Raw genomic sequence first — 25,196 nt, forward strand, 5'->3', positions numbered from 1 at the left:
TCAATGAAGTGTGTAGGAGGGCCGGATGTCCTGAGTGTCCGGCTCTTCGTCTTCCCAGTCGATATCATGGGCAACGTTACCGACGGCCTCAATACCGGCTGCAATCATGGCCTTGGCCACGTTCATATCCCGGTCTTCCATCATCTCCCTGGCTTCCGTCGAAAATGATATCTGGACCAGTGGTGCACTGTCGTCGTCGATGCGGCGAAGCGCATAGTCTCCGTTGCTCAGTTGTACAATCTCGAAAAACGATGGTGACATTAAGTTAGCCTTTCAGTTCATTCCTGTTGGGTTCGGCAACGCCGTGGTTCATTACCATTCGCTGTGCCGATCCTCGAGGATATCGATAAAGTGTTTCATCGCGCCCAGAGTGGTTTCCAGAGCCTGCTTTGAGCGATCCGGGCCGGTGTCAACTGCAACCGCAATCACGTTTTCATTGCTGACCGTTTTTCGGGTCACCGGGGGATTGCCCTGATGACGCTCAAGCTGCTCGAGATGACTCCACCAACTCCGCCCGTCACTGGCCAGCTGCTCCAGTTCTGTCATTTCCGGGCTGTGGGTTCCGATCAGCTCATCCAGTGCCTCAAGGTCATCAGGCTGGCTATGTTTGTGCTGATACACCCTGGCGATCATTACCAGCGTCAGTTTTCGAGCCCTCAGCCCTAGCTCTATGCTGCCTTGCAGCAGCGCTTCTTGCGTTGGAACGCTGTCGCTGTGCTCCAGCTGCCCCAACAGGTTGCGAGCCAGGAATATTTTCTGGGAAACCAATGAATGCCACTGCGAAGCCATGGTAGTACCTGAGAGCGGTTCACTGCTGTGCGATGAATTAATCGCCAACTATAACATTTTTCATTGTGAATTTCTCCTCCCACCGTTGGTTTGGTGGTTTTGACAAGAAACTACAAAGATTCACTTGAAACGGTCGTTTGAATTTGGCAAAAAGGCGCCCCGATTGAATAACATTTGATCGCCTGTTGTTGTTTCCGGCGTAGGCATGCCAAACCGCGAATGATACATGGGTTGATCGGTTACCTTGGAGGTAGAAGGGAATGCGGAACCAATGGGTCACGGGTTTTACAGTGGCATTGTTTGGGTTGTCAGGCGTTGCGTTGGCAAAGGTCAGTGAATCCGAAGCTCAGCGGCTGGCTAGCGAGCTGACTCCAGTTGGAGCTGAGCGGCAGGGCAATGCCTCTGGCAGCATTCCGGCGTGGACAGGTGGGCTAACCAAGCCGCCCGCTAGTTGGAAACCGGGGCAGGTGGAAACCAACCCGTTTCCCGAGGATGAGCCTCTGTTTGTTATTACCGGCGCGAATGTGGATCTATATCGCGACAAGCTGACCGACGGACACATCCGTATGCTTGAGCAGTATGGCCCGGAATTTGTGATGCCGGTGTACCAGACCCGTCGTACCGCGGCCTTCCCGGAAGATGTGTACGAAAAGTCCCGGGAGAATGCCCGCAGCGCGGAACTTCTGGCGAACGGAAACGGTGTGCGTGACACCATCATGACCAGCCCCTTCCCGATTCCAAAGAATGGCCTGGAGGTGATCTGGAACCACATCCTGCGTTATCGCGGAGAGGAACTGTCGTTCCGTAGCGCTTCAGCGACGCCCCAGGTGAACGGTTCCTACAACCAGGTTGTTAACCAGTACGACTATTACTTTGCCTACAGCCGCCGCGGCGCGAACCTCGCCGATATCGATAACAAGATTTTTTACCTGAAAACCGACACCATCGCGCCATCCAGTCTCGCGGGCACCATCACTCTGGTTCATGAAACCCTGGATCAGATTCGCTCACCCCGGCTCGCGTGGCGATACGATGCCGGCTCAAGGCGGCTGCGCCGGTCACCGAACCTGGCCTATGAAACCGATCTGCCGAACTCTTCATCCCTCCGCTCGGTTGATCAGAAAGACATGTACAATGGCGCCCCTAACCAGTACGACTGGGAGCTGAAAGGCAAGCGTGAGATCTTCGTGCCCTACAATGCCTACAAGCTTCACGACGCGGATGTCCAGCCGGACGATGTCATTCGGCCACAGCACATCAACCAGGAGTTGGCCCGATACGAGCTACATCGGGTATGGGTTGTCGAAGCGAAACTGCGGACCGGTATCAGTCATATCTATTCCCGCAGGGTGTTCTACGTCGACGAAGATAGCTGGCAGATTCTTGCCACGGAGGAGTACGACAGCAATGATGAACTCTGGCGGGTGTCCGAAGCTCACAACATCAGCTACTACAGTGAGCCGGTATTCTGGACTACCATGGAGATGACTTACGATCTGAACGCCCAGCGGTATTACATCGATGGTCTGGATAACGGCTTCCCCGCCTATGATTTCGAGCCAGGCTTCCGTGGTAATCAGTTTTCTGCCTCGGCAGCCCGGAGAGCAGCCCGCCGCTGATGACTGGCAGCCCCGGGCCGGTTGAGGCACGGGGCGCTACCGGACCGTTTTCAAGGAGATGCAATTATGTCGGTACCGGAACAGCTAGAGGCAGTGGATACCCTGGTTGAACACCTGAAGACCGCGCTTGCGGAGAAGAACTGGGACGAACTGTCCCGTCTGAATGAGCTGGTCAAACCGACGATCGAGCCAGTTATGGCGGCCCTTGAGGCCGGCGAGCTGAGCCCTGAGCCAGTCAGGGAAAGGCTGGCAGCCCTGCAGACATTCTGTGATCGTGCCAATATTTCGGCAAATGAAGCCAAGGCGGAAGCCCAGAAAGCGCTGAAAGGGGTGAACCAGAACCGCAGCGCGGCAAAAGCCTATCAAAACGTCTCGTTAAATCGGCCAAAATAGCGTCATAAAATTGACTCAGGCCCACTTACAGTCTTAAATACCGCACAAATCCCCGCAAGAGATTCGTTTGGATGTCGAAGAATAACAAGGTGCTGGTGCTCAGCGAGGACGATGCGAAAAGACGTGACATTTCTACCATTCTTGAGTTTATCGGCGAAGAGGGCATTGTCGTTGGGGCCGATGCCCATTCACTGCTGAGCAGCGGTGACGCTGAGGATCTGGAGTCAATTTCCGTTGCCGTTGTTAACGGCGAGGACGATGGCGTGACCGCAGTGATTTCAACCGTGTGCGAGGTCGCTCAGGGGGTGCCTTTGCTGTTGGTTGGCGACCCTGATCTGGCGGGCCTCTCCGACGACGAGACAAGCCGGGTAATTGCCCGCATGGAATGGCCGCTTAACTACACCAAATTCGTGGACTCGCTCTACCGTGCACAGATCTACCGGGATCAGTTTGCACGTTCCCGTGAACGGGGACAGCAACGTGGTCTACAGCTTTTCCGTAGCCTTGTTGGTACGAGTCGAAAAGTGCAATCGGTACGCCAATTAATGGAGCAGGTGGCCGACAAGGATGTGAGTGTGCTGATTACTGGCGAGTCGGGAACGGGCAAGGAAGTGGTGGCGCGAAACCTCCATTACCATTCCTCTCGTCGCGACAAGCCCTTCGTGCCGGTCAACTGCGGTGCCATTCCAGCGGAATTACTGGAAAGCGAATTGTTCGGGCACGAGAAGGGCGCGTTCACCGGCGCGATCACGTCGCGGGTAGGTCGGTTTGAAATGGCCGAGGGGGGCACCCTGTTTCTAGACGAGATCGGCGACATGCCGTTGAACATGCAGGTCAAGATTCTGCGGGTTCTGCAGGAACGCACTTATGAGCGTGTTGGCAGTAACCGGACTCAGTCAGCCGACGTCAGGGTCATTGCCGCGACTCATAAACATCTCGAAGACATGATTGAAACGGGCGATTTCCGTGAAGATCTCTATTACCGCCTGAACGTTTTCCCCATTGAAATGCCCGCTTTACGTGACCGGGTGGAAGACATTCCGCTGTTGATCAATGAATTGATTTCGCGGATGGAGAAAGAAAAGCGGGGCTCCCTCAGGCTGAACTCGGCTGCGATCATGAGTCTTTGCCGCCACGACTGGCCCGGGAATGTTCGCGAACTGGCGAATCTGGTGGAGCGGTTGGCGATTATGCACCCCTACGGTGTCATTGGGGTTCAGGAGTTGCCCAAGAAGTTCCGTTACGTGGACGATTACGACGAGAACCGGCCAGTGGAAGACTCCGGTATGCCCTCTGGCATTCCCGGGCTGGTGGGGCTGGATGCGCCGGCTCTGCTGCCGGTGAACGGCATCGACCTGAAGGACTACCTGTCCAATCTTGAAAGGCAGTTGATTCAGCAGGCGCTGGATGAAGCCGGAGGAGTAGTGGCCCGGGCAGCCGAAAAGCTTCGGATTCGTCGAACGACGCTGGTTGAGAAGGTCCGGAAGTATGGACTTCGGGATGAGGAGTCCGAGGAGAGCTGATCAATCCCCCAAAGAATCGGTTTCTGATGGCGTCAAAGGTTTGTAACCTTCGGCGCCATCGCTGTTTTTAGGCGACGGAAACCCGTCGTATGCCTTTCCTCTGTTTTTCCTTCCTGTTGAAAAATAAACAAAATTTAAAGTTGGCACAGTGCTGGCTTAGTCTCGTCCAAACGATCCATCCGATTGGTACGGGCCGGGGGTTAGTCCGGTCAGAGGGCGAGTTTATGAGTCAGTTACAGTTTGTGGGTTTGTCGTCAGCAAAGGCGTCTGCCAATGCGGCTGCCGATGTCAATGACAAGGTGACGGCGTTGTTCCCGGAGCAGGACGATGAGGCTGTGGGGACAGCGTTGGAGCTGTTTAATCAGATGTCCCGACAGATCACTGATTCCTACCGCACTCTTGAGTCCCGTGTTAATCAGTTGTCCGGGGAGCTGTCCGCGGAATCCCAGCAGCGCCAGGCGGAGCTGGAGCAGAAAGAGGAGCTGGCAGACCGGCTCTCGACGCTTCTGCATGCGCTACCGGCCGGGGTTGTGGTGCTCGACAGCCAGGGGGTGGTGACGCAGACCAATCCGGCGGCGATCACGTTGTTGGGGGAGCCTCTTGGTGGAGAGCGGTGGGTGGATGTTATCCGCCGCTGTTTTGCGCCCCGCCGCGACGATGGCCACGAAGTGTCACTCAAGGATGGCCGTCGTGTCAGTATTGAAATTCGTACCATGGAAAACCAGCCGGGGCAGTTGATCCTGCTGACGGACCTGACTGAAACCCGTCATTTGCAGTCTCAGCTCGCCCATGCCCAGCGGCTTTCCGCCATGGGCAAGATGGTGGCCTCCCTGGCTCATCAAATTCGTACACCGCTGTCGGCTGCCATTCTGTATGGCGGGCACCTCAGCCAGGAAGACCTGGACGAGGAGATGCGTCAGCGTTGTGCCTCACGGTTGATGTCCCGCTTGACGCACCTGGAGCAGCAGGTGCGTGACATGCTTATTTTCGCCCGGGGCGAGACGCGGTTGGCAGAGGAATTGTCTGCCGACACCCTGGTTCAGGCGCTGGCTTCCGCGCTGGAAGGATTGAAGCTCCCTGCCGGTGTGTCGGTGGGGTTGAGTGACCAGGTCAATAGCGCCGCGCTGATGTGCAATCGTGATGCTCTGGTGGGTGCCTGTACCAACCTAGTGAACAACAGCGTGGAGGCCGGGGCGACGAACGTTGAAGTTGCCGTTGTGTCCGTTGACGAGGAACTGGTGGTGCGCGTGAGTGATAACGGTCCTGGGTTTACCACGGAGCAGGCAAGTCAATTGCTGGAAGCGTTCTATACCACCAAATCCCACGGCACCGGCTTGGGCCTCGCCGTGGTCCAGGCGGTGGTGAAAACGCACCAGGGTCGTTTCTCGATTGATGCGCCTGCCGCCGGAGGTGCTGTTGCCATCATTTCCCTGCCATTGATGCGTTCGTTGTCGACGGGTGACCGTCGGCAGCAGCCATCAAAGAATGACTGATCGGAGGCTATTATGGCCAAAGCCCAAATTCTGATTGTTGAGGATGACCAGGATCTTCGAGAAGCGCTGGTTACCACCCTTGAGCTGGCAAAGTTTCGCGTGCGTGAAGCCGCCAATGCGGAGCAGGCCCTGGCGAAGCTGGCTGAGTCGCCGGTGGATATGGTTGTCAGTGATGTGAACATGCCTGGAATGTCCGGTCACGATTTGCTGCATGAAATACAAAGACGGTACCCCGGCCTGCCGACCATGCTGATCACCGCCTATGGTCAGATCAGCCATGCGGTGTCCGCGATGCAGTCCGGTGCCATCGACTACCTGGTCAAACCGTTCGAGCCATCAGTGCTTGTGGATGCGGTGACCAGAGTGGTCGGCGGCGGCCGCCAGAAAAGTGTCGACCAGCCCGTTGCGGAAGATCCGATCAGCAAACGGATGTTCCAACTGGCGGCGAAGGTGGCAGCCAGTGACTCGACGGTGATGATTTCCGGGGAAAGTGGAACCGGTAAAGAGGTGTTGGCGCGCTATATTCACCAGCAGTCTCCCAGGTCAGACCAGGCGTTCGTGGCGATCAACTGCGCGGCAATTCCCGAGAATATGCTGGAGGCCATCCTGTTTGGCCACGAGAAGGGTGCCTTTACCGGTGCGGTTGCATCCTCCCCGGGCAAGTTCGAGCAGGCCAACGGTGGCACCATCCTGCTGGATGAGATTTCGGAAATGGATCCTGGCCTGCAATCCAAGCTGTTGCGGGTGCTGCAGGAGCGCGAGGTTGAGCGGGTCGGTGGTCGCAAGACCATCGCCCTGGATGTACGGGTTATTGCCACCACCAACCGGGATCTGTCCGATTACGTGCGGGAAAACAAATTTCGTGAAGACCTGTACTACCGGCTGACGGTCTTCCCCATGCACTGGCAGCCACTGCGCGAACGTACACTGGATATCATGCCGCTGGCGAATGCATTGCTGAAAAATCATTGCCGCAAGATGAAATTGACCGGCGTGACCTTCGCGCCCGACGCCAGAGATGCGCTGATGGGTCATCAATGGCCGGGCAACGTTCGCGAGCTGGACAACGCGATACAGCGGGCGCTGGTCTTGCACCAGGGGAATGTCATCCATGCTGGTGACCTTTGCCTGGAACTCGGAATTACCGGGCGTATGGAAAGTGGCCCCGCCGGCACGACATCTCCGGCCTCTCCACACCCAGTCGTTTCCGAATCCGGGGCTGAGTCACCTGATCGGGACGCTCAGGATACCTATGCTGAGGAAAGCCTGTCGGGTCTCGGAGCGCTATCTTCCACGTCACTGGGTGATGAAGTCCGACAGCGTGAATTCCGGATTATCATCCAAACGTTGAAAAAAGAGCGTGGTCGACGCAACCGGGCGGCGGAGCAGTTGGGTATCAGCCCGCGCACGCTCCGATACAAACTGGCCCAGATGCGCGATGCCGGCATCGATCTGGATGCAGAGCTGGCCGCCGCCTGACCACAGCCAACAGGCTCCTTCGTTCGGCACCCAAGGGTGCCGTTTTTTGTGCCCACGTCAAAAGACCGTCGCTGTCTTTCGCCTTTCTCTCCGATTGTTAATTAACATTATGAAAATTAACAAATTAATTATGTTGGCCTGCGGTTTGCTTTGACCTGTTCAGATATGTCCAGGTCAATGGCTTGCCCATTTATACGGCGGGCCGGGAGAGTGAATCATGGTTCAGCGTGCTGACATCAACAGTGTCCTTTCAGAAATTCGCAATATGCGCTCGCAGATGATGGAGAATCAGCGGGTTGAACAGGACAACAACATTCGCGGACGGATGGACGGGCCGTCCAAGGTCCAGGAAACCTCCGACACTCCCAAATTCAGCGACATGCTCAGCCAGGCTGTGGGTTCTGTGAACGAACTCCAGCAAACATCCAGTGATATGAAGACGGCGTATGAAATGGGCGATCCGAACATGGATATCTCCCGCGTCATGATCGCGTCTGAAAAAGCATCCATCTCCTTCGAGGCATTGACCCAGGTCCGTAACCGGGTGGTGAAGGCCTACGAAGACATCATGAATATGCCGGTTTGATAGCGGAGCGGACCCATGGCCAGCGTACCTGCTGAAACCTCATCCTCGAATATGCCCGCGGCGCGGGGAGACGATACCGGCGAGAGCCGTAGCGACCTGATTTTCGGCTTCAACCGGTTGAACCTGCTGCGACAGGTGGGCCTGATGGTGGGGCTTGCCGCCAGTGTTGCCCTTGGCGTTGCCGTGGTTCTCTGGGCCCAGGAGCCCAATTACCAGCCTGTGGTGGGGGATATGTCCGGCTACAACCCACAGGATGTCACGACCATTCTTGATGCCAACAACATCGACTACCGTATGGATCCACGCACAGGCGCATTGCTGGTGCCCTCCGATGAGGTCTATAACGCCCGCCTGAAACTTGCAGCAGAGGGCGTGACGGACGAGCAGACCATGGGCTACGAACTGCTGGACCAGGACCGTGGCCTTGGAACCTCTCAGTTTATGGAAACCATCAGTTTCCGCCGTGGCCTGGAAGGCGAGCTGGCACGAACGATTGGCAGCATGCGCACGGTTCGTGCCGCTCGGGTTCATCTGGCGATTCCGGAGCGCTCGGTGTTTGTCCGCGACGCGCGCACGCCGACAGCGTCCGTGTTCCTTGAAGTAATTGCCGGTCGTCGCCTGGAGCAGGAGCAGATTGCCTCGATCGTGAACCTGGTTGCCGGCAGCATTCCGGAAATGAGCAAGGACAATGTGACCGTGGTCGACCAGAGTGGAAACCTGCTCACCGGTCGTGAGGACGGCGGTGACAGCCAGCAGATTGAAGACCAGTACGATTACACCTCCCGCGTTGAGGATCGCCTGGCTCGTCGGGTTGCCTCCATGGTCAGGCCGGTGGTGGGCGACGGTCGTTTCCGTGCGGAAGTGACGGCGGATCTCGATTTCTCCTCGGTGGAACAGGCTGAGGAGCTGTTCAATCCCGAACAGCAAGCTGTGCGCAGCGAGCGCCAGATGTCCGAGCGGCGTGCCGGTGGCGGCGCCAGTGGAATCCCCGGCGCCCTGTCCAACCAGCCGCCCGCTCAGCCGACAGTTCCGGAACAGGCAACCGCCGATGACGAGGGCAACGTCCAGGCGCCGCCGGTGAACGTGCGTGAAGAGTCGACCCGAAACTACGAAATGGACCGCACCGTCAGCTATATCCGCCAGGAACTTGGCCGCATAAAACGTTTGTCGGTAGCCTTGGCGGTTGATGACATGAAAGTGGTGGATCCCCAGACCGGCGAAGTCAGCTATGAACCCTGGCCGGAACAGGAACTGCAGCGCCTGACCATGCTGGTACGCGATGCCGTGGGGTATTCGGCCGCCCGGGGTGACAGTGTTACGGTGATGAACACTGCGTTCGCCGCCGAAGAGCAGATCGAGTTTGAAGCACCGGCGTTCTGGGAGCAGCCGTGGTTCTGGGAGCTGATGAAGCAGGTGCTCGCAGGCCTGGTCATTCTGGTTCTGGTTCTGGGCCTGTTGCGACCCACCTTGAAAAGTCTGTCCGGCGGTGGCCGCAGCGAACGCAGGGGCGACTCCGACGACGGCTATGACGGCCTTGATGGCATCGAAGGCGGCGACGCTCTGCGCGAAGCCATGCATTCACAGGACGATCTGCTTTTGCCCGGCGCGACAGACAGCTATGATAGACAATTGAATGCACTGAAAGGCCTGATTGCGGAAGACCCCGCAAGGGTCTCCCAGGTGATGCGCCAGTGGGTGAATGTCGATGACTGATGAGAACAACCGCCAGCCTGATGCGGCGCAAAAGCCCCAGCGCAAGATTCCGCGGGTGGAGCAGGCGGCAATCCTGCTGATGTCACTGGGCGAAAACGACGCTGCCGAAGTGCTCAAGCACATGGGGCCGAAAGAGGTCCAGCGGGTTGGCGTGGCCATGGCCCAGATGAAAGACGTCAGCAAGGACGACGTTACCTATGTCCTGAACCAGTTTGTCGAGGCTGTTGGCGGCCAGACCGGGCTGGGGGTTGGCAATGATGATTACATTCGCACCATGCTCACCCAGGCCTTGGGGGACGACAAGGCCTCCAGCCTGATCGACCGTATCCTTATTGGTGGCAACACCACCGGCCTGGATACCCTGAAGTGGATGGAACCCCGTGCGGTGGGCGATATTATCCGTTACGAGCACCCCCAGATTCAGGCCATCGTTATTTCCTACCTCGATCCGGACCAGGCCGCGGAGATCCTCGGCACTCTGGACGACAAGGTGCGCCTGGATGTAATGATGCGGGTGGCTTCGCTGGAAAGTATCCAGCCGCAGGCACTGCAGGAACTCAACGATATCCTCGAGAAGCAGTTCTCCGGTGGCTCAGCGGCCCAGACCAGCCGCATCGGCGGGGTCAAACGGGCGGCTGACATCATGAACTTCATGGACCGCAGCGTTGAAGGCGGCCTGATGGATTCCATCAAGGACATGGACCCGGACCTGGCGTCCACAATCGAGGACTTGATGTTTGTCTTCGATAACCTCAAGGACATTGACGACCGTGGTATTCAGGCGTTGCTGCGGGAAGTGTCTTCCGAGGTGCTGGTCGTCGCGCTCAAGGGCGCCGATGACGCCGTTCAGGAGAAAATCTTCAAGAACATGTCCAAGCGGGCCGCAGAACTTCTGCAGGATGACCTGGAGGCCAAGGGGCCGGTACGGGTCAGTGAAGTGGAGTCTGCCCAGAAGGACATTATTACCATTGCCCGTCGTATGGCTGAAGCTGGTGAGATCACCCTTGGCGGTGCTGGGGAAGAAATGATGTGATGAAAGATCCCCGTCGCAACCTCGATCGCATTCCCAAGGAAAACCTCACGGCCTACGAGCGTTGGGAGCTTCCGCTGTTGGATGCGCGCGGCAATGAAATCGCGCAGGAAGAAGACCGCGACGTAAAGCCGTTGACCGCCGCCGATATTGAGGAGATCCGCCAGGCGGCCCGTGAAGACGGTCATGCGGAAGGCCGTGACGCAGGGTATCAGGCGGGGCTGAGTGAAGGTCGTGAGCAGGGGCACCGGGAAGGCTTTGAAGCAGGGCTTGCCGAGGGCCGCGAGCAGGGCGCGGAGGAAGGCCTGGCGGACACCCGCAAGGAGGTGGATGCCAAGCTGGACCGGCTGGAGCATTTGCTTGGCGAATTACTGGAACCAATCAAACGCCATGAAGACGAGGTGGAAACGGCGTTGGTCAATCTGACGACCGTTCTTGCGCGCTCCGTGGTGTTCCGGGAGCTGTCGTTGGATTCTTCCCACATTACCGACGTGGTCCGCAAGGCGATGACGGCGCTACCATCTACAACGGAAAACGTGCGCATCCATATTCATCCGGATGACTATCAATGGGTCAGTGAGGTTGCCGACAGGTTCGAGGCGGCGACCTCCATTGTCGAAGATGCTTCTGTTCTCCGGGGCGGTTGCAAGCTGGAAACCCGCCACAGCCTGGTGGACTTCACGGTGGAAAAACGCTTCCAGAAGGCCGTTCAGGGCATGCTGGACCGCCAACTGGACACCGAATCCGCCGGTGAGGGGGAAGAGCTTGATGCCATGATGGGCGATCTGACCGACTTCCGGCACGATGTGCTTGACTCCGACGAGGATGAAGGCCATGACAGCACACCTGGCTGAACGCCTGACACGACTGCAGGATTACTTTACCGAAGACCCCCAGCCGGAACTGTCCGGGCGGCTGACGCGCATGGTAGGCCTTACCCTGGAATGTGTGGGTTGCCCCATGGTGGTCGGCGACCGCTGCGTGATTACCGGGCAGGGCGCCGGCACCGTGGAAGCGGAAGTGGTGGGTTTTGAGGATGACCGTGTCTATCTGATGCCGCTTACGGCCATAGAGGGGTTGCGCCCTGGAGCCAGGGTGGTGCCGTTGTCGGTGGCCAGCCGGGTGCCGGTCGGCCCGGAGTTGCTGGGGCGGGTGGTCAACGGCAACGGCGAGCCACTGGACGGCAAGGGCCCGCTGCAGGCGGAAGCCCGCGTGTCTCTCAGTGGCGATATCATCAACCCGCTGGACCGTGCGCCGGTGCGTCAGTCCATGGATGTGGGTATCCGGGCTATCAATTCACTGATGACCGTCGGCCAGGGGCAGCGCCTGGGCCTCTTTGCCGGCAGCGGCGTTGGCAAGAGTGTTCTCTTGGGTATGATGACCCGCTTCACCAACGCGGATATCACGGTGGTTGGCCTGATCGGCGAACGGGGCCGTGAGGTTAAAGAGTTCATTGAGGATATCCTTGGGGACGAAGGGCTTGCCCGCTCTGTTGTGGTTGCCTCCCCCGCCGATGACTCACCACTGATGCGCCTGCGTGCTGCCATGCTGACCACCCGAATTGCGGAATACTACCGGGATCAGGGCAAGCGGGTATTGCTGTTGATGGATTCATTGACCCGCTATGCACAGGCCCAGCGGGAAATTGCCCTGGCCGTCGGCGAGCCTCCAGCCACCAAGGGCTATCCGCCTTCGGTCTTCGCCAAATTGCCGCAACTGGTTGAGCGTACCGGCAATGGCAGGCCTGGTGGTGGCTCTATTACTGCATTCTATACCGTACTGACGGAAGGCGATGACCAGCAGGATCCTATCGCGGACGCCGCGCGGGCGATCCTGGATGGCCACATTGTGCTGTCCCGGCGATTGGCGGAAGAAGGCCATTACCCCGCCATCGATGTGGAGGCGTCCATCAGCCGGGTAATGCCGCAGGTGACCGAGACCGAACATTTTGCCCGCGCCCAGCGCTTCAAACAGGTCTACTCCCGCTATCAGCAGGCCAGGGACCTGATCAGTGTCGGGGCCTATGTAAAAGGATCAGATCCTGAAACCGATTTTGCCATCACCCATATCGGCAACATGGGACAGTTCCTCCAGCAGGGGTTGAACGAAAGCGCTCCGTTGGAGGACAGCATCCAGCAGTTGCTTGCGGTGGTGCCGGAAAGACGCTCTCCCGATCGCCCCAAGACCCCGCCACAGGCCGATGGAGGTGGTAGGTGATGCTCAGGTCCCAGCGCCTTTCGGTCGTGCTCACTCTGGAAGAACGTAAAGAAAAGGCCGCCCTGGAAAAAATGGCGGAAGCACAGCAGCATCATGAAGCCCAGCGCCAGCAGATAGAAAACCTTGAGCGGTATCAGCGGGAATACCGGGAACAGATCCGCAGTAGCCAGAAAGGTGTGGTGTCTGTTGCTCGCCTCCAGGGCTGGCAGGCGTTTATAGCCCAGTTGGATCAGGTGATTGTGCAACAGCAGAAACTGCTGACACAGGCGGCAGAACGGCTCCAGGCATGCCGGGAAGAATGGCAGAGGGCCTGGGAGCGGCGCCGGGGAATGGAAAAGTACATTGAAACCTGTCGCCGGCACGAGCAGCGGGAGCAGGATGTCAGGGAACAGAAGCAAATGGACGAAGCCGCCGGGCGGATACTGGCGAGGCGGCGCTGATCGGGTTGCCAAATGGCAAACGGCGGATGCAAATTCGGTGTTGTAAGCTATCCTTTATGACAGGGTGCCCTGGGCACACCTGTCATTTCCCGTTACCCGGCACGCATACCATGGAGGCTCCGGAATGCCGATTCATACGCATCGCAGTGACGATGGCCAGACCCTGACCATAAAAATTGAAGGGCGTTTCGATTTCAGCACCCATCAGGCGTTTCGTGATGCGTACGAACATGGCGACGAAAAGGTGAGCTGCTTTGTCGTCGATCTTTCGGACACCACCTACCTCGACAGTTCCGCCCTTGGCATGTTGCTGTTGCTGCGTGACTACGCGGGGGGTGACCGTGCCCGGATTCGCATCGAAAACTGCAACAGCGATGTGCGTCGTATTCTGTCAATCTCCAACTTTGAACAATTGTTCGCGATTCGCTGAATCACCCGGGGAAGACGTCACGGAGGCCCGATGTGGATGATCCACTCCCAGAAAACCGGCCACTCCGGATTCTCATTGCCGATGACAGCCACAGTGATCGTCTGATACTCAAAACCCTGTTGCGCCGCCTTGGTCACGAGGTTGAAGACGCCGAAAACGGACTGGAAGCCGTCAATATTTTCCGCAAGTCCGCGCCAGACATCGTCCTGCTGGATGCATTGATGCCGGTTATGGATGGAATGGAGGCCGCCCGCCAGATCAAGGTGCTGGCGGGAGAGCAGTTGGTTCCCCTGATTTTCCTGACATCACTGTCGGACGCCGGCGCCCTGGCTCGTTGCCTGGAGGCTGGCGGCGACGATTTTCTGACCAAACCCTACAATCGCATCATCATTGAAGCCAAGATTAACGCCTTCAATCGCATGCGGTTGATGCACCGCACCCTGAGCCATCACCGGGATCTGATTCGCGAACGCAACAGCACGCTATTGGAAGAGCAGAAGGTTGCGAAGCGGGTGTTTGACAACGTTGCCCATACCGGTTGTCTGGACGCGCCCAATATCCGCTTTCATGCGTCGCCAATGTCAATTTTCAACGGCGACGTGCTGTTCGCCTGTCCACGCCCGGCTGGCGGCATGCAAATACTGATTGGGGATTTCACTGGTCATGGCCTGCCGGCCGCCATCGGCGCCATGCCCGTGGCGGAAATTTTCTACGGCATGACCAGCAAGGGATTCAGTGGCAGCGATGTACTCCGGGAGATCAACCAGAAACTGGGCCGGATACTGCCCACCGGAATGTTCTGTTGTGCAGCCATGATCCAGGCGGATTTTCACCTGAACCAGCTGCAGATCTGGAATGGAGGGCTCCCTGACGGAGTGTTACTGAGAAAGGATGGAGCGCGTGAAACCATTGTTTCACGGCACCTGCCCTTGGGGGTGCTCGGCAGTGCACGGTTTGATGCGGGTATGGATGTGTTCCATACCGAGCCGGGTGATACCTTGCTGATGATGACAGACGGTGTGATGGAGGCTGAGAACCATCAGGGTGAGATGTATGGAGAGCAGCGCCTTGCCCGCTCTCTCGACGAAATGAGCCGACAGGGGTCACCGTTTGAAACCATTATGGCCGGCATTCGTACCTTTACCGGAAATCAGCCTGAACAGGACGACCTGACGTTGATCAGCCTGCGAATGGCGGAAGACGCGGAACTGGTTGGTATTTCCGATCGACTGCCCCAGTCCGCACTGGAGGGGCCGTCGGAGTGGCGCTGTGTGTACGAGGTTCAGGATCGAACCCTGGGGCAGTTCAGCCCCCTGCCTTTGCTGCTGCATATCTGCATGGAGGTGCCGGGGCTGCGCCGGAAGAGTGGCGAGATATATACGCTGTTGTCTGAGCTGTACAGCAACGCACTGGAACACGGTGTGCTTGGCTTGTGCTCGGACTGGAAGGCGACACCCGACGGATTCGGGCACTACTACGCTGAACGTGAGCGGAGGCTGGCCGATGTGGCGGGCCACTTTATACGCTTTACGTTGACCCATACCATGACAGACAGGGGCGGGCAGCTGGTTATTGTCTGCGAAGACAGTGGCAGTGGCTTTGATTTCAGCAGTGTGCGTCCGGAGGCCGAAGATGAGCGCCGCTATTCAGGCAGAGGTTTGCTGTTGTTACAAAAAATTGGGCGTTCCCTGAATTACCGGGAACATGGCACCAAGGCTGAAATTGTATATGATTGGTATTTTTCTGAGGTTACTGGCCGTGAGGGCAGTATCACCCAACAACCAGGGGGTTGGTCATGACGGACAAACCACACCTTGATGAAGAAGCGTTGGCCGAGTTGCAGGAAGTCATGGAGAATGAGTTCGACATTCTGATCAATACTTACCTCCATGATTCCTCTGACCGTATTGCGCATCTGCGGTCGGCACTGGAAAAATCGGATGCTGACGCGTTCGCAAAATCCGCTCACAGCTTCAAAGGCAGTTGCATCAATATTGGTGCCCCTCGACTGGGCGAACTTTGTTTCGAGGCGGAGAAGGCGGGCCGCGACAATCAATTGTCACAGGCCGGAGCAATGCTCGACGACATCGAGAATGAATTCCGACAGGTTGAGGGCACACTCAAGCGTTTTATTGCGTGACGTGAACGAATGGCATCGCTTTTGCTTTGATATCGTACAGGTGCGCTGAAAAGCAGGATTAGCGCACTGAAAGGGCGTCTGCAGCGTTCAGATTCCACCGTCATCCAGTAAAAGCGGCAAGAGGTTGCCATGTCCCAAATGGTTCTTCCCCAGGCTTCCCCACAGGGTCCACAGGCCGATAACGGTTCGAAAAGCGTCTCAGGCAATCGGGAAAAAAACGGCGATAGTCCTTTTGATTCCGTGTCTCGTGAGGAGCAGCAACGAATCGATCGAAAACAGGCTGAAAAGCGTGATCAGGCTCGGGCCGAGGATACTGGCCGTGCCGACCAGGCCGGCCGGGACAAAAGCGAAAGCAAACCCGCCGATGACCCTGAGGAACCGCGAACCAATGCCCAGGCTGACAACTCGGAGGTTCAGGGCAAGGAAGGGGCTCCGGAAAAACCGACTGCAGAAAAAGAGGAGGCCGCTCCATCTGGGGAAGCTGAGTCTCCATCGTTAGCGGATCAGGAGGCGCCGAAGGAGGTTGTTCCCCTGACATTCGCTGAACTTCAGGCTCTGCTGATGCCGGCGGGGGGGAACACCACGGCAGTGTCGGGCGGCAACCCGGGTGCCGGTAGTGGCGCACTGCCGGGTGTGCAAGCATTTGCCGGAATGATTGCAGGCCTGCCTGGCAATACCGCAGGCAAACAGGCCCTGTCGACAGTGCAGGGAAGTGGTTCAGGCGCTGCGCCGGGCCTGGCATTGACCGACGCTTTGTTGTCGGGTGTGGCGGCAGACGCATCGCGTCCTCAGGAAACCCCATCGCTGCAAGGCGCGGTGCGCTTCCAGGCCGCTGCAGAGTTGGCTAACCAGCAGCTGGCCAATCCGAATACGGCAAAGCTGCCTGCAGAGGTCGCCAACTTGCGAGGGTATACCACCTCTATTGATGTACCGGTCAGTCACGCGGAGTGGGGGGACAAGCTCGTCGGAAAGCTGACCTGGCTGACAGCACGAAATATGTCTGTCGCCGAAATACATCTCACACCGCCTGATATGGGGCCCATGGAAGTCAGGGTTCAGGTTCAGCAGGAGCAGGCACACATTACCGTTCATTCCGCCAACCCGGCCGTGCGGGACCAGCTTGAACTGCACAGCCACCGTCTCAGGGACATGCTGAGTGAGCAGGGACTGTCACTGGACCAGTTTGACGTCAGTGATTCATCGCAGCAGCAAGCCGGCGAGGACAATGCCGGGGAGGGCAGCAAGGATGAGAGGGCAGTACTTGCCGATGGCGGACTGGACGAACAGGATCTTCCATCTGAATCCCTTGATCTGACCTGGAAAGGCGAAGTTGATATCTTCGCCTGACCTCGGCACCCCTTCACCTGATGATTCTGCATCACTCTCCCTTTGCCCATCCTCCCCAGCAACGCTAAACTGCTGTTCTGATAGGGAGGATGGGGTTATCTGGCCCGTCCTTTGCTTAAACCTCTTTATAACCGTTCCGGTTGACGGATTTCTGGCAGACCTACGTTATGGCTGAAAACAATGCGCCCCCTGAGGCGCCGGCAAAGAAAGGCAAGCTCAAACTGATACTGATGCTGACCGTGGTGATTGTTCTGGCGGTCGGGTTGTCAGTCGTTGGTACCATGTGGTTTCTGGGCGGTGGCATCCCGGGCATGGCTGATGCAGAACAGGAAGACAGCTCGGAGCAGGTTGAAGTGTTTGTGCCCAGCACCTACACGGTGCTGGAGAAGGCTCTGGTCACGACAGTGCAGGCCGAAGGGCGGCAACGCTATGCCCAGGTATATCTGGCTTTCGAGGCTCAGGACCCGGCAGCACTGGCTGCGGCTAACCAGCATATGCCGTTGCTTCGCAGCAAACTGATCGGCGTACTCGGTGGCAGGGACTTTAACGAGTTACAGACGCCGGAAGGCCGGAAGGCGCTGGCCGATGATATGCTGGCGACCGTTAACAGCGCGCTAGAACAGGAAGGGGAGCCGCCCTTGCTGGCCGTGCTGTTCAGGAACTTTGTCGTTCAGTAGAGAATGCGTTAGAAATGCATTAGCAATGTACTAGAGACAATCTAGGGCAAGCTAAAGAATGCAACAGCGCCCGGTAGGGCGGACATCACAGGCAGAGAAACGTATGCAGGACTTACTGTCACAGGACGAAATTGACGCGCTCCTCCATGGTGTGGATGACGGCGACATTGATACCTATGATGAAACCGACGAAGCCGGTATCAAGTCCTACGACCTTGCCAGCCAGGACCGCATTGTCCGTGGCAGGATGCCCACACTGGAAATGATCAACGAGCGTTTCGCCCGCTATACCCGGATCAGCCTGTTCAATCTGTTGCGCCGCAACGCCGATGTGTCCACCGGTGGTGTTCAGATCATGAAGTTCGGCGAGTACATCCACACCCTGTACGTGCCCACCAGCCTCAACCTCTGCAAGGTTCGCCCGCTTCGGGGGACTTCGCTGTTTGTGCTGGACGCCAAGCTGGTCTTCAAGCTGGTGGACAACTTCTTCGGCGGGGAAGGCCGACACGCCAAAATCGAGGGCCGCGAATTTACCCCGACGGAAACCCGTATCGTACAGATGGTGCTTGACCAGGTGTTTCATGACATGCGGGAAGCCTGGCATGCGGTGTTGAAGGTGGATTTCGAGTACCTCAGTTCCGAAGTCAACCCGGCCATGGCCAACATCGTCAGCCCCAGTGAGGTGGTGGTTGTGAGCACCTTCCACATTGAGCTTGATGGTGGTGGTGGCGAGCTGCACATGGCGCTGCCGTACTCCATGATTGAACCCATAAGGGATGTGCTGGACGCTGGCGTCCAGAGCGACATTGACGACGTGGATGAACGCTGGGTCAGTGCGCTTCAGGAAGATATCAAGGACGTGAATGTTCCCATTAACACCACGGTTTGCCGCCGACGCATTTCTCTTCGCGATATTGCCAAACTGAAGGAAGGTGACATCATCCCCGTGGAAATCCCCGAGTTACTGACCCTGACTGCCAATGGCATTCCGGTCTACAAAGCCACGATGGGAACCCGTGATGGCAAGCTGGCGCTAAGGATTCATGACCGGGCGACGGTGCCCAAAGTGAAAAAACAACTGAAGGTGGGACGCAATGGCTGACGACGATAAGAAAGACGAGCAGGAACTCAGCGAAGACGAGAAGCTTGCCGCCGAGTGGGAATCCGCCATGGAAGAGTCGGGGGATGCCGACGAAGATGGCCGCGAGGACGAGTGGGCTGCGGCCATGGCAGAGGCTGGAGAAACCGACGACGATGACGGCAGCGACGACGCCAAAGATAATGTCCGTGCGGCACCTATGGAAGAGTTTCCGGAGGGATCGAACTTCAGCCAGGGCACTGGTCCCGCACCGGACCTGGATGTCATCCTCGATATTCCCGTGACCATTTCCATGGAAGTGGGTAACACCCAGATTCCGATTCGCAACCTGTTGCAGTTGAATCAGGGCTCGGTCATTGAACTGGACCGGCTGGCGGGTGAGCCGCTGGACGTGCTGGTCAATGGCACCCTGATTGCCCACGGCGAAGTGGTCATGGTGAACGAGAAGTTCGGCATCCGCCTGACGGACGTCATCAGCCCCGGCGAACGCATTAAGCGGTTGCAGAAATAGGATGGTGCGGGTGCATCGTTTTGCTGTCCGTTATGGCGTTCCCGGCGTGTTACTGGCGGCCTTTATGCCTGCCTTGACGCGCGCTCAGGAGCAGGAAGGGCCGGCCCGGGAAGTTGCCAGCGCACCGGATACCGTGGCCACCATGCTGACGCTGGGCGTGGGCCTGCTGGCGGTGATTGCCATTATCTTTGGTTGTGCCTGGATTGTGCGTCGCATGAGCGGGATGACGGGCGGCAACACCCGGGCTATCAAGGTGGTTTCGGTGATGCCCATGGGCACGCGTGAGCGGATTGCCCTGGTCGAAGTCGGTGGCAAACAGATTCTGATTGGTGTTACGCCTTCAGCCATTCGCACTTTGCATGTGTTTGATGAACCGGTCGTCAGTGCCGGTGATCCTGTGTCCAGTGATTTCGCCCGTAAACTCCAGGGCATGATCGGGAAATCCTGGGGCTCCGGTTCTTCATCGAAGGAAGGTTCCTGACATGGCGGTACATGTGTCCGGGCGCATCCTGGCGTTACTGACCCTTTTCATTCTTACGGCCTGGGCGCCCACTGCGCTGGCGGATATACCCGGTATTCCAGCCTTTACGGTAACGCCGGGCGAGGAAGAGGGCGTTCAGGAATACTCCGTATCCCTGCAAATCCTGGCGCTGATGACGGCGCTGACGTTCCTGCCTGCCATGCTGATGATGATGACATCGTTCACCCGCATCATCGTGGTGTTCGCAATCCTGCGTCAGGCTCTTGGGCTGCAGTCCACGCCTTCCAACCAAATCCTTCTCGGCCTGACACTGTTCCTGACCATCTTCATCATGAAGCCGGTCCTGGAAGAGGTGAACGAAGTGGCTCTGCAGCCGTACATGCAGGAAGAACTCAGCTCGTTGGAGGCGGTTGAGCAGGCCAGTCAGCCCTTCCGGAAGTTCATGCTGGCACAAACCCGGGAGAGCGACCTGGGCCTGTTCATGCGTATCGCCGACGAAGAATACGACACCGCTGAAGACGTCTCTTTTTGGGTGCTGCTGCCGGCCTTCGTGACCAGCGAACTGAAAACCGCGTTCCAGATCGGATTCATCCTGTTTATTCCGTTTCTGATTATCGACATGGTGGTCGCCAGCGTACTGATGGCGATGGGTATGATGATGTTGTCTCCGATCATCATTTCACTACCGTTCAAAATCATGCTGTTTGTGCTGGTGGACGGCTGGGCCCTGATCATGGGCACGCTGGCCGCCAGTTACGGGATATAGGGGAGAGCCGACCATGACACCCGAAACCGTTATCGACATTCTGCGTGAAGCTCTGTGGATGATCGTGCTGTTGGCAAGCCTGATTATTGGGCCAGGCTTGGTGATTGGTCTTGTGGTCAGTACCTTCCAGGCCGCCACCCAGATCAACGAACAGACCCTCAGCTTCCTGCCCCGGCTGCTGGTGACACTGATCACCATTATCGTTGCTGGTCCGTGGATGCTGACCCAGCTCCTTGATCATGCAAACCGGCTGATCACCAGCATTCCTTACCTGATCGGCTGACCCGGCATGCCCACGGAGATATCAGCCGACCTGATCAACCAGTGGGTAGGTCAACACCTGTGGCCGCTGTTCCGGCTGGCCAGCTTCATGATGGTCATTCCCTTTATCGGCACCCAGCTTGTCCCGGCACGGGTTCGTTTAGGGCTCGCTCTTATTATCACTATCCTGGTAGTGCCCATGATCCCGCCCGTGCCCCAGGTGGATGCATTCAGTGCTGACGGGGTTGTGATCACCTTGCAGCAGATCCTCATCGGTGTGGGTATGGGGTTTGCCCTGACGGCCCTGTTCCAGCTGTTTGTTGTGGCCGGCCAGATGATCGCCATGCAAATGGGGCTTGGTTTTGCCTCCATGGTTGATCCGGCCAACGGCGTGAGTGTGCCGGTGCTGGCGCAGATCTACACCATCACCATTACTTTGCTGTATCTGGCGATGAACGGGCACCTGGTGGCGTTCGAAGTTTTCATAGAGAGCTTCCGTACCATCCCCATTGGCCTGGAAGGTTTGGGGCAGACTGGTGTGTGGCAGCTTGCCCATCGCATCAGCTGGATATTTGTGTCCGCTATATTGCTGGCCCTTCCTGCTGTCACTGCCGTGTTTATCGTGAATATTTCCTTTGGGGTTATGACACGTGCTGCTCCCCAGATGAACATTTTTGCCCTGGGTTTTCCGATTGGCCTGATTTTTGGATTATTTGCCATATGGGTGCTGCACGCCAATTTTCTGCCACATTTCGAGCAGTACACCCGGGAGACGTTTGAGTTCATGCGCAACCTGCAAGGGCAGCCTTAGTAGCGACGGAAAACCATGGCCGAAGAAAACGACAACAGCCAGGAAAAAACCGAAGAGGCCACCCCCCGAAGGCTTGAGAAAGCCAGGGAGGACGGCCAGACTGCGCGTTCCAAGGAACTGGCGACCATGGCTGTTCTGTTGGCTGGTGCCGGCGGCCTGCTGATGTTTGGCGCGTCAATGGGCGCTTCCCTGGAAAGTATCATGCGCGACAGCTTCGTGTTGGAGCGCTCCGCCATCTTCGACACCCGGCATATGAGCGTCCAGCTGATTGCCTCCACCAAGGAGGCCGCCCTGTCCCTGGCGCCCTTGCTGATCCTCTTGCTCGTCGCTGCAGTCGCGGGCTCGATTGGTATTGGTGGTCTGCTGGTCAGCGGAAAAGCCATCGCCCCCAAGCTCAATAGAATGGACCCTCTCAAAGGTCTCAAGCGCATGTTCTCCATGCGTTCGCTGATTGAACTGGTCAAAGCCATCCTGAAAGTCGGCCTGGTGATGGCGGTAGCGATCCTGATATTGAACCTGCGTACGGATGACCTGCTTAGCATCGCTGAAGAGCCTGCGAGATCGGCCATGGAGCATGTTGTGTGGACCATGGCCTGGAGCTTTTTCATCCTTGCCTGTGCCACCATCGTCATTGCCGCGATCGACGTGCCGTTCCAGATCTTTGATCACCAGAAAAAGCTGCGCATGACCAAGCAGGAGGTGAAAGACGAATACAAGGATACGGAAGGCAAGCCGGAAGTGAAGGGCAAGATCCGTCAGTTGCAGCGTGAGATGGCTCAACGTCGGATGATGCAGGATGTGCCGGGCGCGGATGTGGTGATCACTAACCCGACGCATTATGCGGTGGCGTTGAAGTACGATCAAAAGAAGATGGCGGCGCCGATTGTGGTGGCGAAAGGGTCGGACGAAACGGCCTTCAAGATCATGGAGATTGCCCGCGAGAACAAGGTGGAGATTCTCCGCACGCCACCCTTGGCGCGGGCGGTTTACCACAACACTGACATCGGGGGTGAAATCCCGGATGGTCTGTACATGGCGATCGCCCAGGTGCTTGCCTATGTGTTCCAGCTTCGTCAGTTCCGCAAGGGACGGGGCGAGAAGCCCCAGATGCCGAAGTTTCCGATTCCTTCGGATTTGCGGCGCGACGTTTGAGTTGGGTGCTGGCGTGTTGGTACCTAGCCTGTTGGTTTGGGGGAGGTGGTTCTGCGGGCGGGCTGCCCAAAACACGCTCCTTCCCCACATCCGCCGCCACCAAAAAGACAGGCTACAGCGAGGGCTAAGCCGAAGCTTCAACAATCCGACCCATTGGATCGTGACGGCTCTCAGGAATCGGAAGTCGGCCGTAGAACTTAACAGGGTTATGGACGGCAGCCGTGGGAAAGCCGCAGCCCCGGAAGTGCTCAGCAGCTTGCTGGTCGTGCAGGAAGTGGAAGCTGACATCACTGCGGGTAACCGTGCTGAGCAGTCCAACGAGAGATTTCAGGGCACCGCGTAACAGCGGTTGGTTCGGCATCAGGTAGCTTTCGGACAGATAGACCGAATCCGGGCGCTGTTGCAGCAGTGCCGCCAGGCGTTTCCAGAATTCGGAAATAACCGGCAAGGAAAAATAACTGGTCAGTCCTTCGGTGACGACAACCACCGGTTCTTTGCTGTCGAACGCTCTCGCGAAAACCGCCTCCAGTGTCTGTTCACCGGATTCCGCCAGGATATCGATGGGCATTACCTGATGGTGATCGCCCAGGCGGCCGGAGGCCAGGAGTCGTGCGGCTTTTTTGGTGGCCATGTCGGGGAGGTCGGCTTCCACCATATGGAGGTGTGGGTGTTTTTCCCGCAAGCGGATGCCCCTTGGAGACATTCCGCAGGCAATTTCCAGAACCTGGGTGACGCCACGCTCGAGGGCCTGTTCGATCAGGTGATCGATGATCAGGTGGCGCTGCAGCAGGAAGGTGCGGATGTTGCCGCCGATGAGTGTTTTGCTGCCGACCTCGAAGGGCGTCATCAGGTGATACAGGCAGCGCCCCTGATCCGTTGCAAGCACGTCGTCGGAAAGGCCGTACCGGTGCCATACGGCACCGGTATAGAGGGCGGTAAAGCTGATGCCGGAGCTGTCAGCCATTTTCATGGGTCGGCCGTCAGTGGGTGTCTTTCTCATGAATCCTTGCGCCCCATGCTTCGCCTTTGCCTGGCAGGATCAGGTTGAGGGCTATGGCAACCACCGCGCAAAGGGCGATGCCCTCCAGGTTACCAATCGCCATGCCACCAATCCCGAAGACCAGAGTGACGGCAACGATGACCAGGTTGCGTGCCTGCGACAGGTCGACCTGGTGACGAATCAGGGTATTCAGACCGACAACGGCAATAGAGCCGAACAGCAGGCACAGGATGCCGCCCATCACCGGCGCCGGGATGGTTTGCAGTGCTGCGCCGAACTTGCCGATGAACGCCAGCACGATGGCAATGCACGCCGCCCAGATCATGACTTTGGGATTAAAGTTCTTGGTCAGCACCACCGCGCCCGTAACCTCTGAATAGGTGGTGTTGGGTGGGCCACCAAGGGCTGAGGCAGCACTGGTGGCAAGGCCATCGCCCAGCAGGGTGCGGTGCAGGCCGGGCTTCTCCAGATAGTTTTTGCGGGTAACGGTACCGATGGCGAGGATGTCGCCAATGTGTTCAATGGCCGGTGCGATGGCCACGGGAATCATGAACAGGATGGCTGCCCAGCTGAACTCCGGCGCCACAAAGTTGGGGATGGCGAACCAGGGCGCGTTGGTGATGGGTGACAGGTCCACGATGCCGGCAAAGGCCGACAGAATGTACCCGACAATAATGCCGAACATGATCGGGATCAGGCGGAAGATGCCGCTGGACCAGACAGCCATAATCACGGTCACGGCCAGGGAGATCATCGCAATCCAGATAGCGGTGTCGTAGGGCACCAGTTGTTGCGCGCCATCACCGGTGCGGCCAGAAGCCATGTGGACAGCCACCGGCGCCAGGCCAAGGCCGATGACCATGATCACCGGACCGATGACCACCGGGGGCAGCAGGCGGGTGATGAAACCGGTACCGCGCAGACGTACCGCGCCACTCAAAATGATATAGAGGATGCCCGCAGCCATCAGGCCACCGAGTGTCTCCTCAAGGCCGAAGCGCCCCTTGGCGGCAATGATCGGGGCGATAAAGGCGAAGGATGAAGCCAGGAAAATGGGAATCTGGCCGCCGGTGACGATGTGGAAAATCAGCGTGCCAATACCGGCAGTGAACAACGCAACGTTGGGGTCGAGGCCGGTAATCAGAGGCATCAGTACCAGTGCGCCAAAAGCCACCAGCAGCATCTGTGAGCCGGCAATGGCCTGTTTCCAGACCGGGTCGGTGCTATGGTCCTGCATGA

27 protein-coding genes are annotated in these 25,196 nt (G+C 57.7%); 23 read left to right on the forward strand and 4 right to left on the reverse strand.

Annotated elements, in window-relative coordinates:
* The gene (locus tag ACTRWH_RS05755) at positions 1–261 is read right to left on the reverse strand and encodes a hypothetical protein (protein ID WP_007155189.1); all 261 of its coding nucleotides are present in this window, start codon (positions 259–261) and stop codon (positions 1–3) included.
* Positions 262–312: 51 nt separating this feature from the next.
* Positions 313–789 (reverse strand): DUF6586 family protein, encoded by a 477-nt coding sequence (locus ACTRWH_RS05760; RefSeq protein WP_462826074.1) that lies wholly within the window; start codon positions 787–789, stop codon positions 313–315.
* A 260-nt stretch (positions 790–1,049) separates the two neighbouring features.
* Here ACTRWH_RS05760 and ACTRWH_RS05765 point away from each other — a divergent pair, with 260 nt between their 5' ends.
* From ACTRWH_RS05765 to flhB, 23 genes are all read left to right on the forward strand, one after another.
* Positions 1,050–2,408 (forward strand): DUF1329 domain-containing protein, encoded by a 1,359-nt coding sequence (locus tag ACTRWH_RS05765; RefSeq protein WP_036204795.1) that lies wholly within the window; start codon positions 1,050–1,052, stop codon positions 2,406–2,408.
* A gap of 66 nt (positions 2,409–2,474) precedes the next feature.
* A complete protein-coding gene (locus tag ACTRWH_RS05770) occupies positions 2,475–2,801 on the forward strand; it encodes a hypothetical protein (RefSeq protein ID WP_036204810.1) in 327 nt (108 codons plus the stop codon).
* A 71-nt stretch (positions 2,802–2,872) separates the two neighbouring features.
* Positions 2,873–4,324 (forward strand): sigma-54 dependent transcriptional regulator, encoded by a 1,452-nt coding sequence (locus ACTRWH_RS05775; RefSeq protein WP_036204813.1) that lies wholly within the window; start codon positions 2,873–2,875, stop codon positions 4,322–4,324.
* Positions 4,325–4,548: 224 nt separating this feature from the next.
* Entirely contained in the window at positions 4,549–5,817 is a 1,269-nt protein-coding gene (locus ACTRWH_RS05780) for an ATP-binding protein (RefSeq protein WP_462826075.1), read from the forward strand.
* A 12-nt stretch (positions 5,818–5,829) separates the two neighbouring features.
* Positions 5,830–7,296 (forward strand): sigma-54-dependent transcriptional regulator, encoded by a 1,467-nt coding sequence (locus tag ACTRWH_RS05785; RefSeq protein ID WP_041335984.1) that lies wholly within the window; start codon positions 5,830–5,832, stop codon positions 7,294–7,296.
* 217 nt (positions 7,297–7,513) lie between these two features.
* Positions 7,514–7,882 carry a flagellar hook-basal body complex protein FliE gene (gene fliE / locus ACTRWH_RS05790; protein ID WP_036204822.1) on the forward strand — a complete coding sequence of 123 codons (369 nt, stop codon included), beginning with the start codon at positions 7,514–7,516 and terminating at the stop codon, positions 7,880–7,882.
* Positions 7,883–7,897: 15 nt separating this feature from the next.
* Positions 7,898–9,595, forward strand: a complete 1,698-nt coding sequence (gene fliF, locus ACTRWH_RS05795) for a flagellar basal-body MS-ring/collar protein FliF (RefSeq protein WP_462826077.1) — start codon at positions 7,898–7,900, stop codon at positions 9,593–9,595.
* Positions 9,588–10,628, forward strand: coding sequence for a flagellar motor switch protein FliG (fliG, locus tag ACTRWH_RS05800; RefSeq protein WP_041333672.1), 1,041 nt, complete (start codon positions 9,588–9,590; stop codon positions 10,626–10,628). The genes fliF and fliG overlap by 8 nt, the downstream gene beginning before the upstream one ends.
* Positions 10,628–11,479, forward strand: coding sequence for a flagellar assembly protein FliH (locus ACTRWH_RS05805; protein ID WP_036204831.1), 852 nt, complete (start codon positions 10,628–10,630; stop codon positions 11,477–11,479). The genes fliG and ACTRWH_RS05805 overlap by 1 nt, the downstream gene beginning before the upstream one ends.
* On the forward strand, positions 11,451–12,842 hold the full coding sequence (fliI, locus tag ACTRWH_RS05810) for a flagellar protein export ATPase FliI (protein WP_227517887.1): 1,392 nt from the start codon (positions 11,451–11,453) through the stop codon (positions 12,840–12,842). The genes ACTRWH_RS05805 and fliI overlap by 29 nt, the downstream gene beginning before the upstream one ends.
* Entirely contained in the window at positions 12,842–13,282 is a 441-nt protein-coding gene (fliJ, locus tag ACTRWH_RS05815) for a flagellar export protein FliJ (RefSeq protein WP_036204835.1), read from the forward strand. Before fliI ends, fliJ begins: the two co-directional genes overlap by 1 nt.
* Positions 13,283–13,406: 124 nt before the next feature.
* Complete coding sequence (locus ACTRWH_RS05820) at positions 13,407–13,712, forward strand: STAS domain-containing protein (RefSeq protein WP_036204837.1); 306 nt, start codon at positions 13,407–13,409, stop codon at positions 13,710–13,712.
* Between the two features lie 32 nt (positions 13,713–13,744).
* The gene (locus ACTRWH_RS05825; protein WP_036204839.1) at positions 13,745–15,511 is read left to right on the forward strand and encodes an ATP-binding SpoIIE family protein phosphatase; all 1,767 of its coding nucleotides are present in this window, start codon (positions 13,745–13,747) and stop codon (positions 15,509–15,511) included.
* A complete protein-coding gene (locus ACTRWH_RS05830) occupies positions 15,508–15,852 on the forward strand; it encodes an Hpt domain-containing protein (protein ID WP_036204841.1) in 345 nt (114 codons plus the stop codon). Before ACTRWH_RS05825 ends, ACTRWH_RS05830 begins: the two co-directional genes overlap by 4 nt.
* A gap of 129 nt (positions 15,853–15,981) precedes the next feature.
* A complete protein-coding gene (locus ACTRWH_RS05835) occupies positions 15,982–17,199 on the forward strand; it encodes a flagellar hook-length control protein FliK (RefSeq protein ID WP_036204843.1) in 1,218 nt (405 codons plus the stop codon).
* Positions 17,200–17,366: 167 nt separating this feature from the next.
* Positions 17,367–17,876, forward strand: coding sequence for a flagellar basal body-associated FliL family protein (locus tag ACTRWH_RS05840; protein WP_036204845.1), 510 nt, complete (start codon positions 17,367–17,369; stop codon positions 17,874–17,876).
* 103 nt (positions 17,877–17,979) lie between these two features.
* Positions 17,980–18,978, forward strand: a complete 999-nt coding sequence (gene fliM / locus ACTRWH_RS05845; protein ID WP_007155171.1) for a flagellar motor switch protein FliM — start codon at positions 17,980–17,982, stop codon at positions 18,976–18,978.
* Positions 18,971–19,486 (forward strand): flagellar motor switch protein FliN, encoded by a 516-nt coding sequence (gene fliN, locus ACTRWH_RS05850; RefSeq protein WP_036204846.1) that lies wholly within the window; start codon positions 18,971–18,973, stop codon positions 19,484–19,486. The genes fliM and fliN overlap by 8 nt, the downstream gene beginning before the upstream one ends.
* A 64-nt stretch (positions 19,487–19,550) precedes the next feature.
* On the forward strand, positions 19,551–19,967 hold the full coding sequence (fliO, locus tag ACTRWH_RS05855) for a flagellar biosynthetic protein FliO (RefSeq protein WP_051946792.1): 417 nt from the start codon (positions 19,551–19,553) through the stop codon (positions 19,965–19,967).
* 1 nt (position 19,968) lies between these two features.
* Positions 19,969–20,733, forward strand: coding sequence for a flagellar type III secretion system pore protein FliP (fliP, locus tag ACTRWH_RS05860; protein ID WP_085680032.1), 765 nt, complete (start codon positions 19,969–19,971; stop codon positions 20,731–20,733).
* A gap of 13 nt (positions 20,734–20,746) precedes the next feature.
* Complete coding sequence (gene fliQ, locus ACTRWH_RS05865) at positions 20,747–21,016, forward strand: flagellar biosynthesis protein FliQ (protein ID WP_007155167.1); 270 nt, start codon at positions 20,747–20,749, stop codon at positions 21,014–21,016.
* A gap of 6 nt (positions 21,017–21,022) precedes the next feature.
* Complete coding sequence (gene fliR, locus ACTRWH_RS05870) at positions 21,023–21,805, forward strand: flagellar biosynthetic protein FliR (protein WP_036204848.1); 783 nt, start codon at positions 21,023–21,025, stop codon at positions 21,803–21,805.
* A gap of 15 nt (positions 21,806–21,820) precedes the next feature.
* Positions 21,821–22,957, forward strand: a complete 1,137-nt coding sequence (gene flhB, locus ACTRWH_RS05875) for a flagellar biosynthesis protein FlhB (RefSeq protein WP_036204851.1) — start codon at positions 21,821–21,823, stop codon at positions 22,955–22,957.
* A gap of 124 nt (positions 22,958–23,081) precedes the next feature.
* On the opposite strand, the gene ACTRWH_RS05880 is transcribed toward flhB, so the two are convergent.
* Entirely contained in the window at positions 23,082–23,957 is an 876-nt protein-coding gene (locus tag ACTRWH_RS05880) for a class I SAM-dependent methyltransferase (RefSeq protein WP_462826078.1), read from the reverse strand.
* The gene (locus ACTRWH_RS05885; protein WP_007153962.1) at positions 23,938–25,194 is read right to left on the reverse strand and encodes a uracil-xanthine permease family protein; all 1,257 of its coding nucleotides are present in this window, start codon (positions 25,192–25,194) and stop codon (positions 23,938–23,940) included. Before ACTRWH_RS05885 ends, ACTRWH_RS05880 begins: the two co-directional genes overlap by 20 nt.
* Positions 25,195–25,196: the final 2 nt, after the last annotated feature.

Source organism: Marinobacter sp. G5_S1_61_S3 (genome assembly GCF_054968585.1).

Excerpts from the sequence above, each read along its gene's own strand:
- fliR (WP_036204848.1), top strand. The coding sequence starts at position 21,023 with ATGCCCACGGAGATATCAGCCGACCTGATCAACCAGTGGGTAGGTCAA.
- ACTRWH_RS05770 (WP_036204810.1), top strand. The coding sequence starts at position 2,475 with ATGTCGGTACCGGAACAGCTAGAGGCAGTGGATACCCTGGTTGAACAC.
- ACTRWH_RS05760 (WP_462826074.1), bottom strand. The coding sequence starts at position 789 with ATGGCTTCGCAGTGGCATTCATTGGTTTCCCAGAAAATATTCCTGGCT.
- fliJ (WP_036204835.1), top strand. The coding sequence starts at position 12,842 with ATGCTCAGGTCCCAGCGCCTTTCGGTCGTGCTCACTCTGGAAGAACGT.
- ACTRWH_RS05820 (WP_036204837.1), top strand. The coding sequence starts at position 13,407 with ATGCCGATTCATACGCATCGCAGTGACGATGGCCAGACCCTGACCATA.
- ACTRWH_RS05780 (WP_462826075.1), top strand. The coding sequence starts at position 4,549 with ATGAGTCAGTTACAGTTTGTGGGTTTGTCGTCAGCAAAGGCGTCTGCC.
- ACTRWH_RS05805 (WP_036204831.1), top strand. The coding sequence starts at position 10,628 with ATGAAAGATCCCCGTCGCAACCTCGATCGCATTCCCAAGGAAAACCTC.
- fliQ (WP_007155167.1), top strand. The coding sequence starts at position 20,747 with ATGACACCCGAAACCGTTATCGACATTCTGCGTGAAGCTCTGTGGATG.
- fliF (WP_462826077.1), top strand. The coding sequence starts at position 7,898 with ATGGCCAGCGTACCTGCTGAAACCTCATCCTCGAATATGCCCGCGGCG.
- flhB (WP_036204851.1), top strand. The coding sequence starts at position 21,821 with ATGGCCGAAGAAAACGACAACAGCCAGGAAAAAACCGAAGAGGCCACC.
- ACTRWH_RS05830 (WP_036204841.1), top strand. The coding sequence starts at position 15,508 with ATGACGGACAAACCACACCTTGATGAAGAAGCGTTGGCCGAGTTGCAG.
- fliG (WP_041333672.1), top strand. The coding sequence starts at position 9,588 with ATGACTGATGAGAACAACCGCCAGCCTGATGCGGCGCAAAAGCCCCAG.
- ACTRWH_RS05880 (WP_462826078.1), bottom strand. The coding sequence starts at position 23,957 with ATGAGAAAGACACCCACTGACGGCCGACCCATGAAAATGGCTGACAGC.
- fliN (WP_036204846.1), top strand. The coding sequence starts at position 18,971 with ATGGCTGACGACGATAAGAAAGACGAGCAGGAACTCAGCGAAGACGAG.
- ACTRWH_RS05785 (WP_041335984.1), top strand. The coding sequence starts at position 5,830 with ATGGCCAAAGCCCAAATTCTGATTGTTGAGGATGACCAGGATCTTCGA.
- ACTRWH_RS05775 (WP_036204813.1), top strand. The coding sequence starts at position 2,873 with ATGTCGAAGAATAACAAGGTGCTGGTGCTCAGCGAGGACGATGCGAAA.
- fliE (WP_036204822.1), top strand. The coding sequence starts at position 7,514 with ATGGTTCAGCGTGCTGACATCAACAGTGTCCTTTCAGAAATTCGCAAT.
- fliM (WP_007155171.1), top strand. The coding sequence starts at position 17,980 with ATGCAGGACTTACTGTCACAGGACGAAATTGACGCGCTCCTCCATGGT.
- fliP (WP_085680032.1), top strand. The coding sequence starts at position 19,969 with ATGGCGGTACATGTGTCCGGGCGCATCCTGGCGTTACTGACCCTTTTC.
- ACTRWH_RS05840 (WP_036204845.1), top strand. The coding sequence starts at position 17,367 with ATGGCTGAAAACAATGCGCCCCCTGAGGCGCCGGCAAAGAAAGGCAAG.
- ACTRWH_RS05885 (WP_007153962.1), bottom strand. The coding sequence starts at position 25,194 with ATGCAGGACCATAGCACCGACCCGGTCTGGAAACAGGCCATTGCCGGC.
- ACTRWH_RS05765 (WP_036204795.1), top strand. The coding sequence starts at position 1,050 with ATGCGGAACCAATGGGTCACGGGTTTTACAGTGGCATTGTTTGGGTTG.
- fliI (WP_227517887.1), top strand. The coding sequence starts at position 11,451 with ATGAAGGCCATGACAGCACACCTGGCTGAACGCCTGACACGACTGCAG.
- fliO (WP_051946792.1), top strand. The coding sequence starts at position 19,551 with ATGCCTGCCTTGACGCGCGCTCAGGAGCAGGAAGGGCCGGCCCGGGAA.
- ACTRWH_RS05755 (WP_007155189.1), bottom strand. The coding sequence starts at position 261 with ATGTCACCATCGTTTTTCGAGATTGTACAACTGAGCAACGGAGACTAT.
- ACTRWH_RS05835 (WP_036204843.1), top strand. The coding sequence starts at position 15,982 with ATGTCCCAAATGGTTCTTCCCCAGGCTTCCCCACAGGGTCCACAGGCC.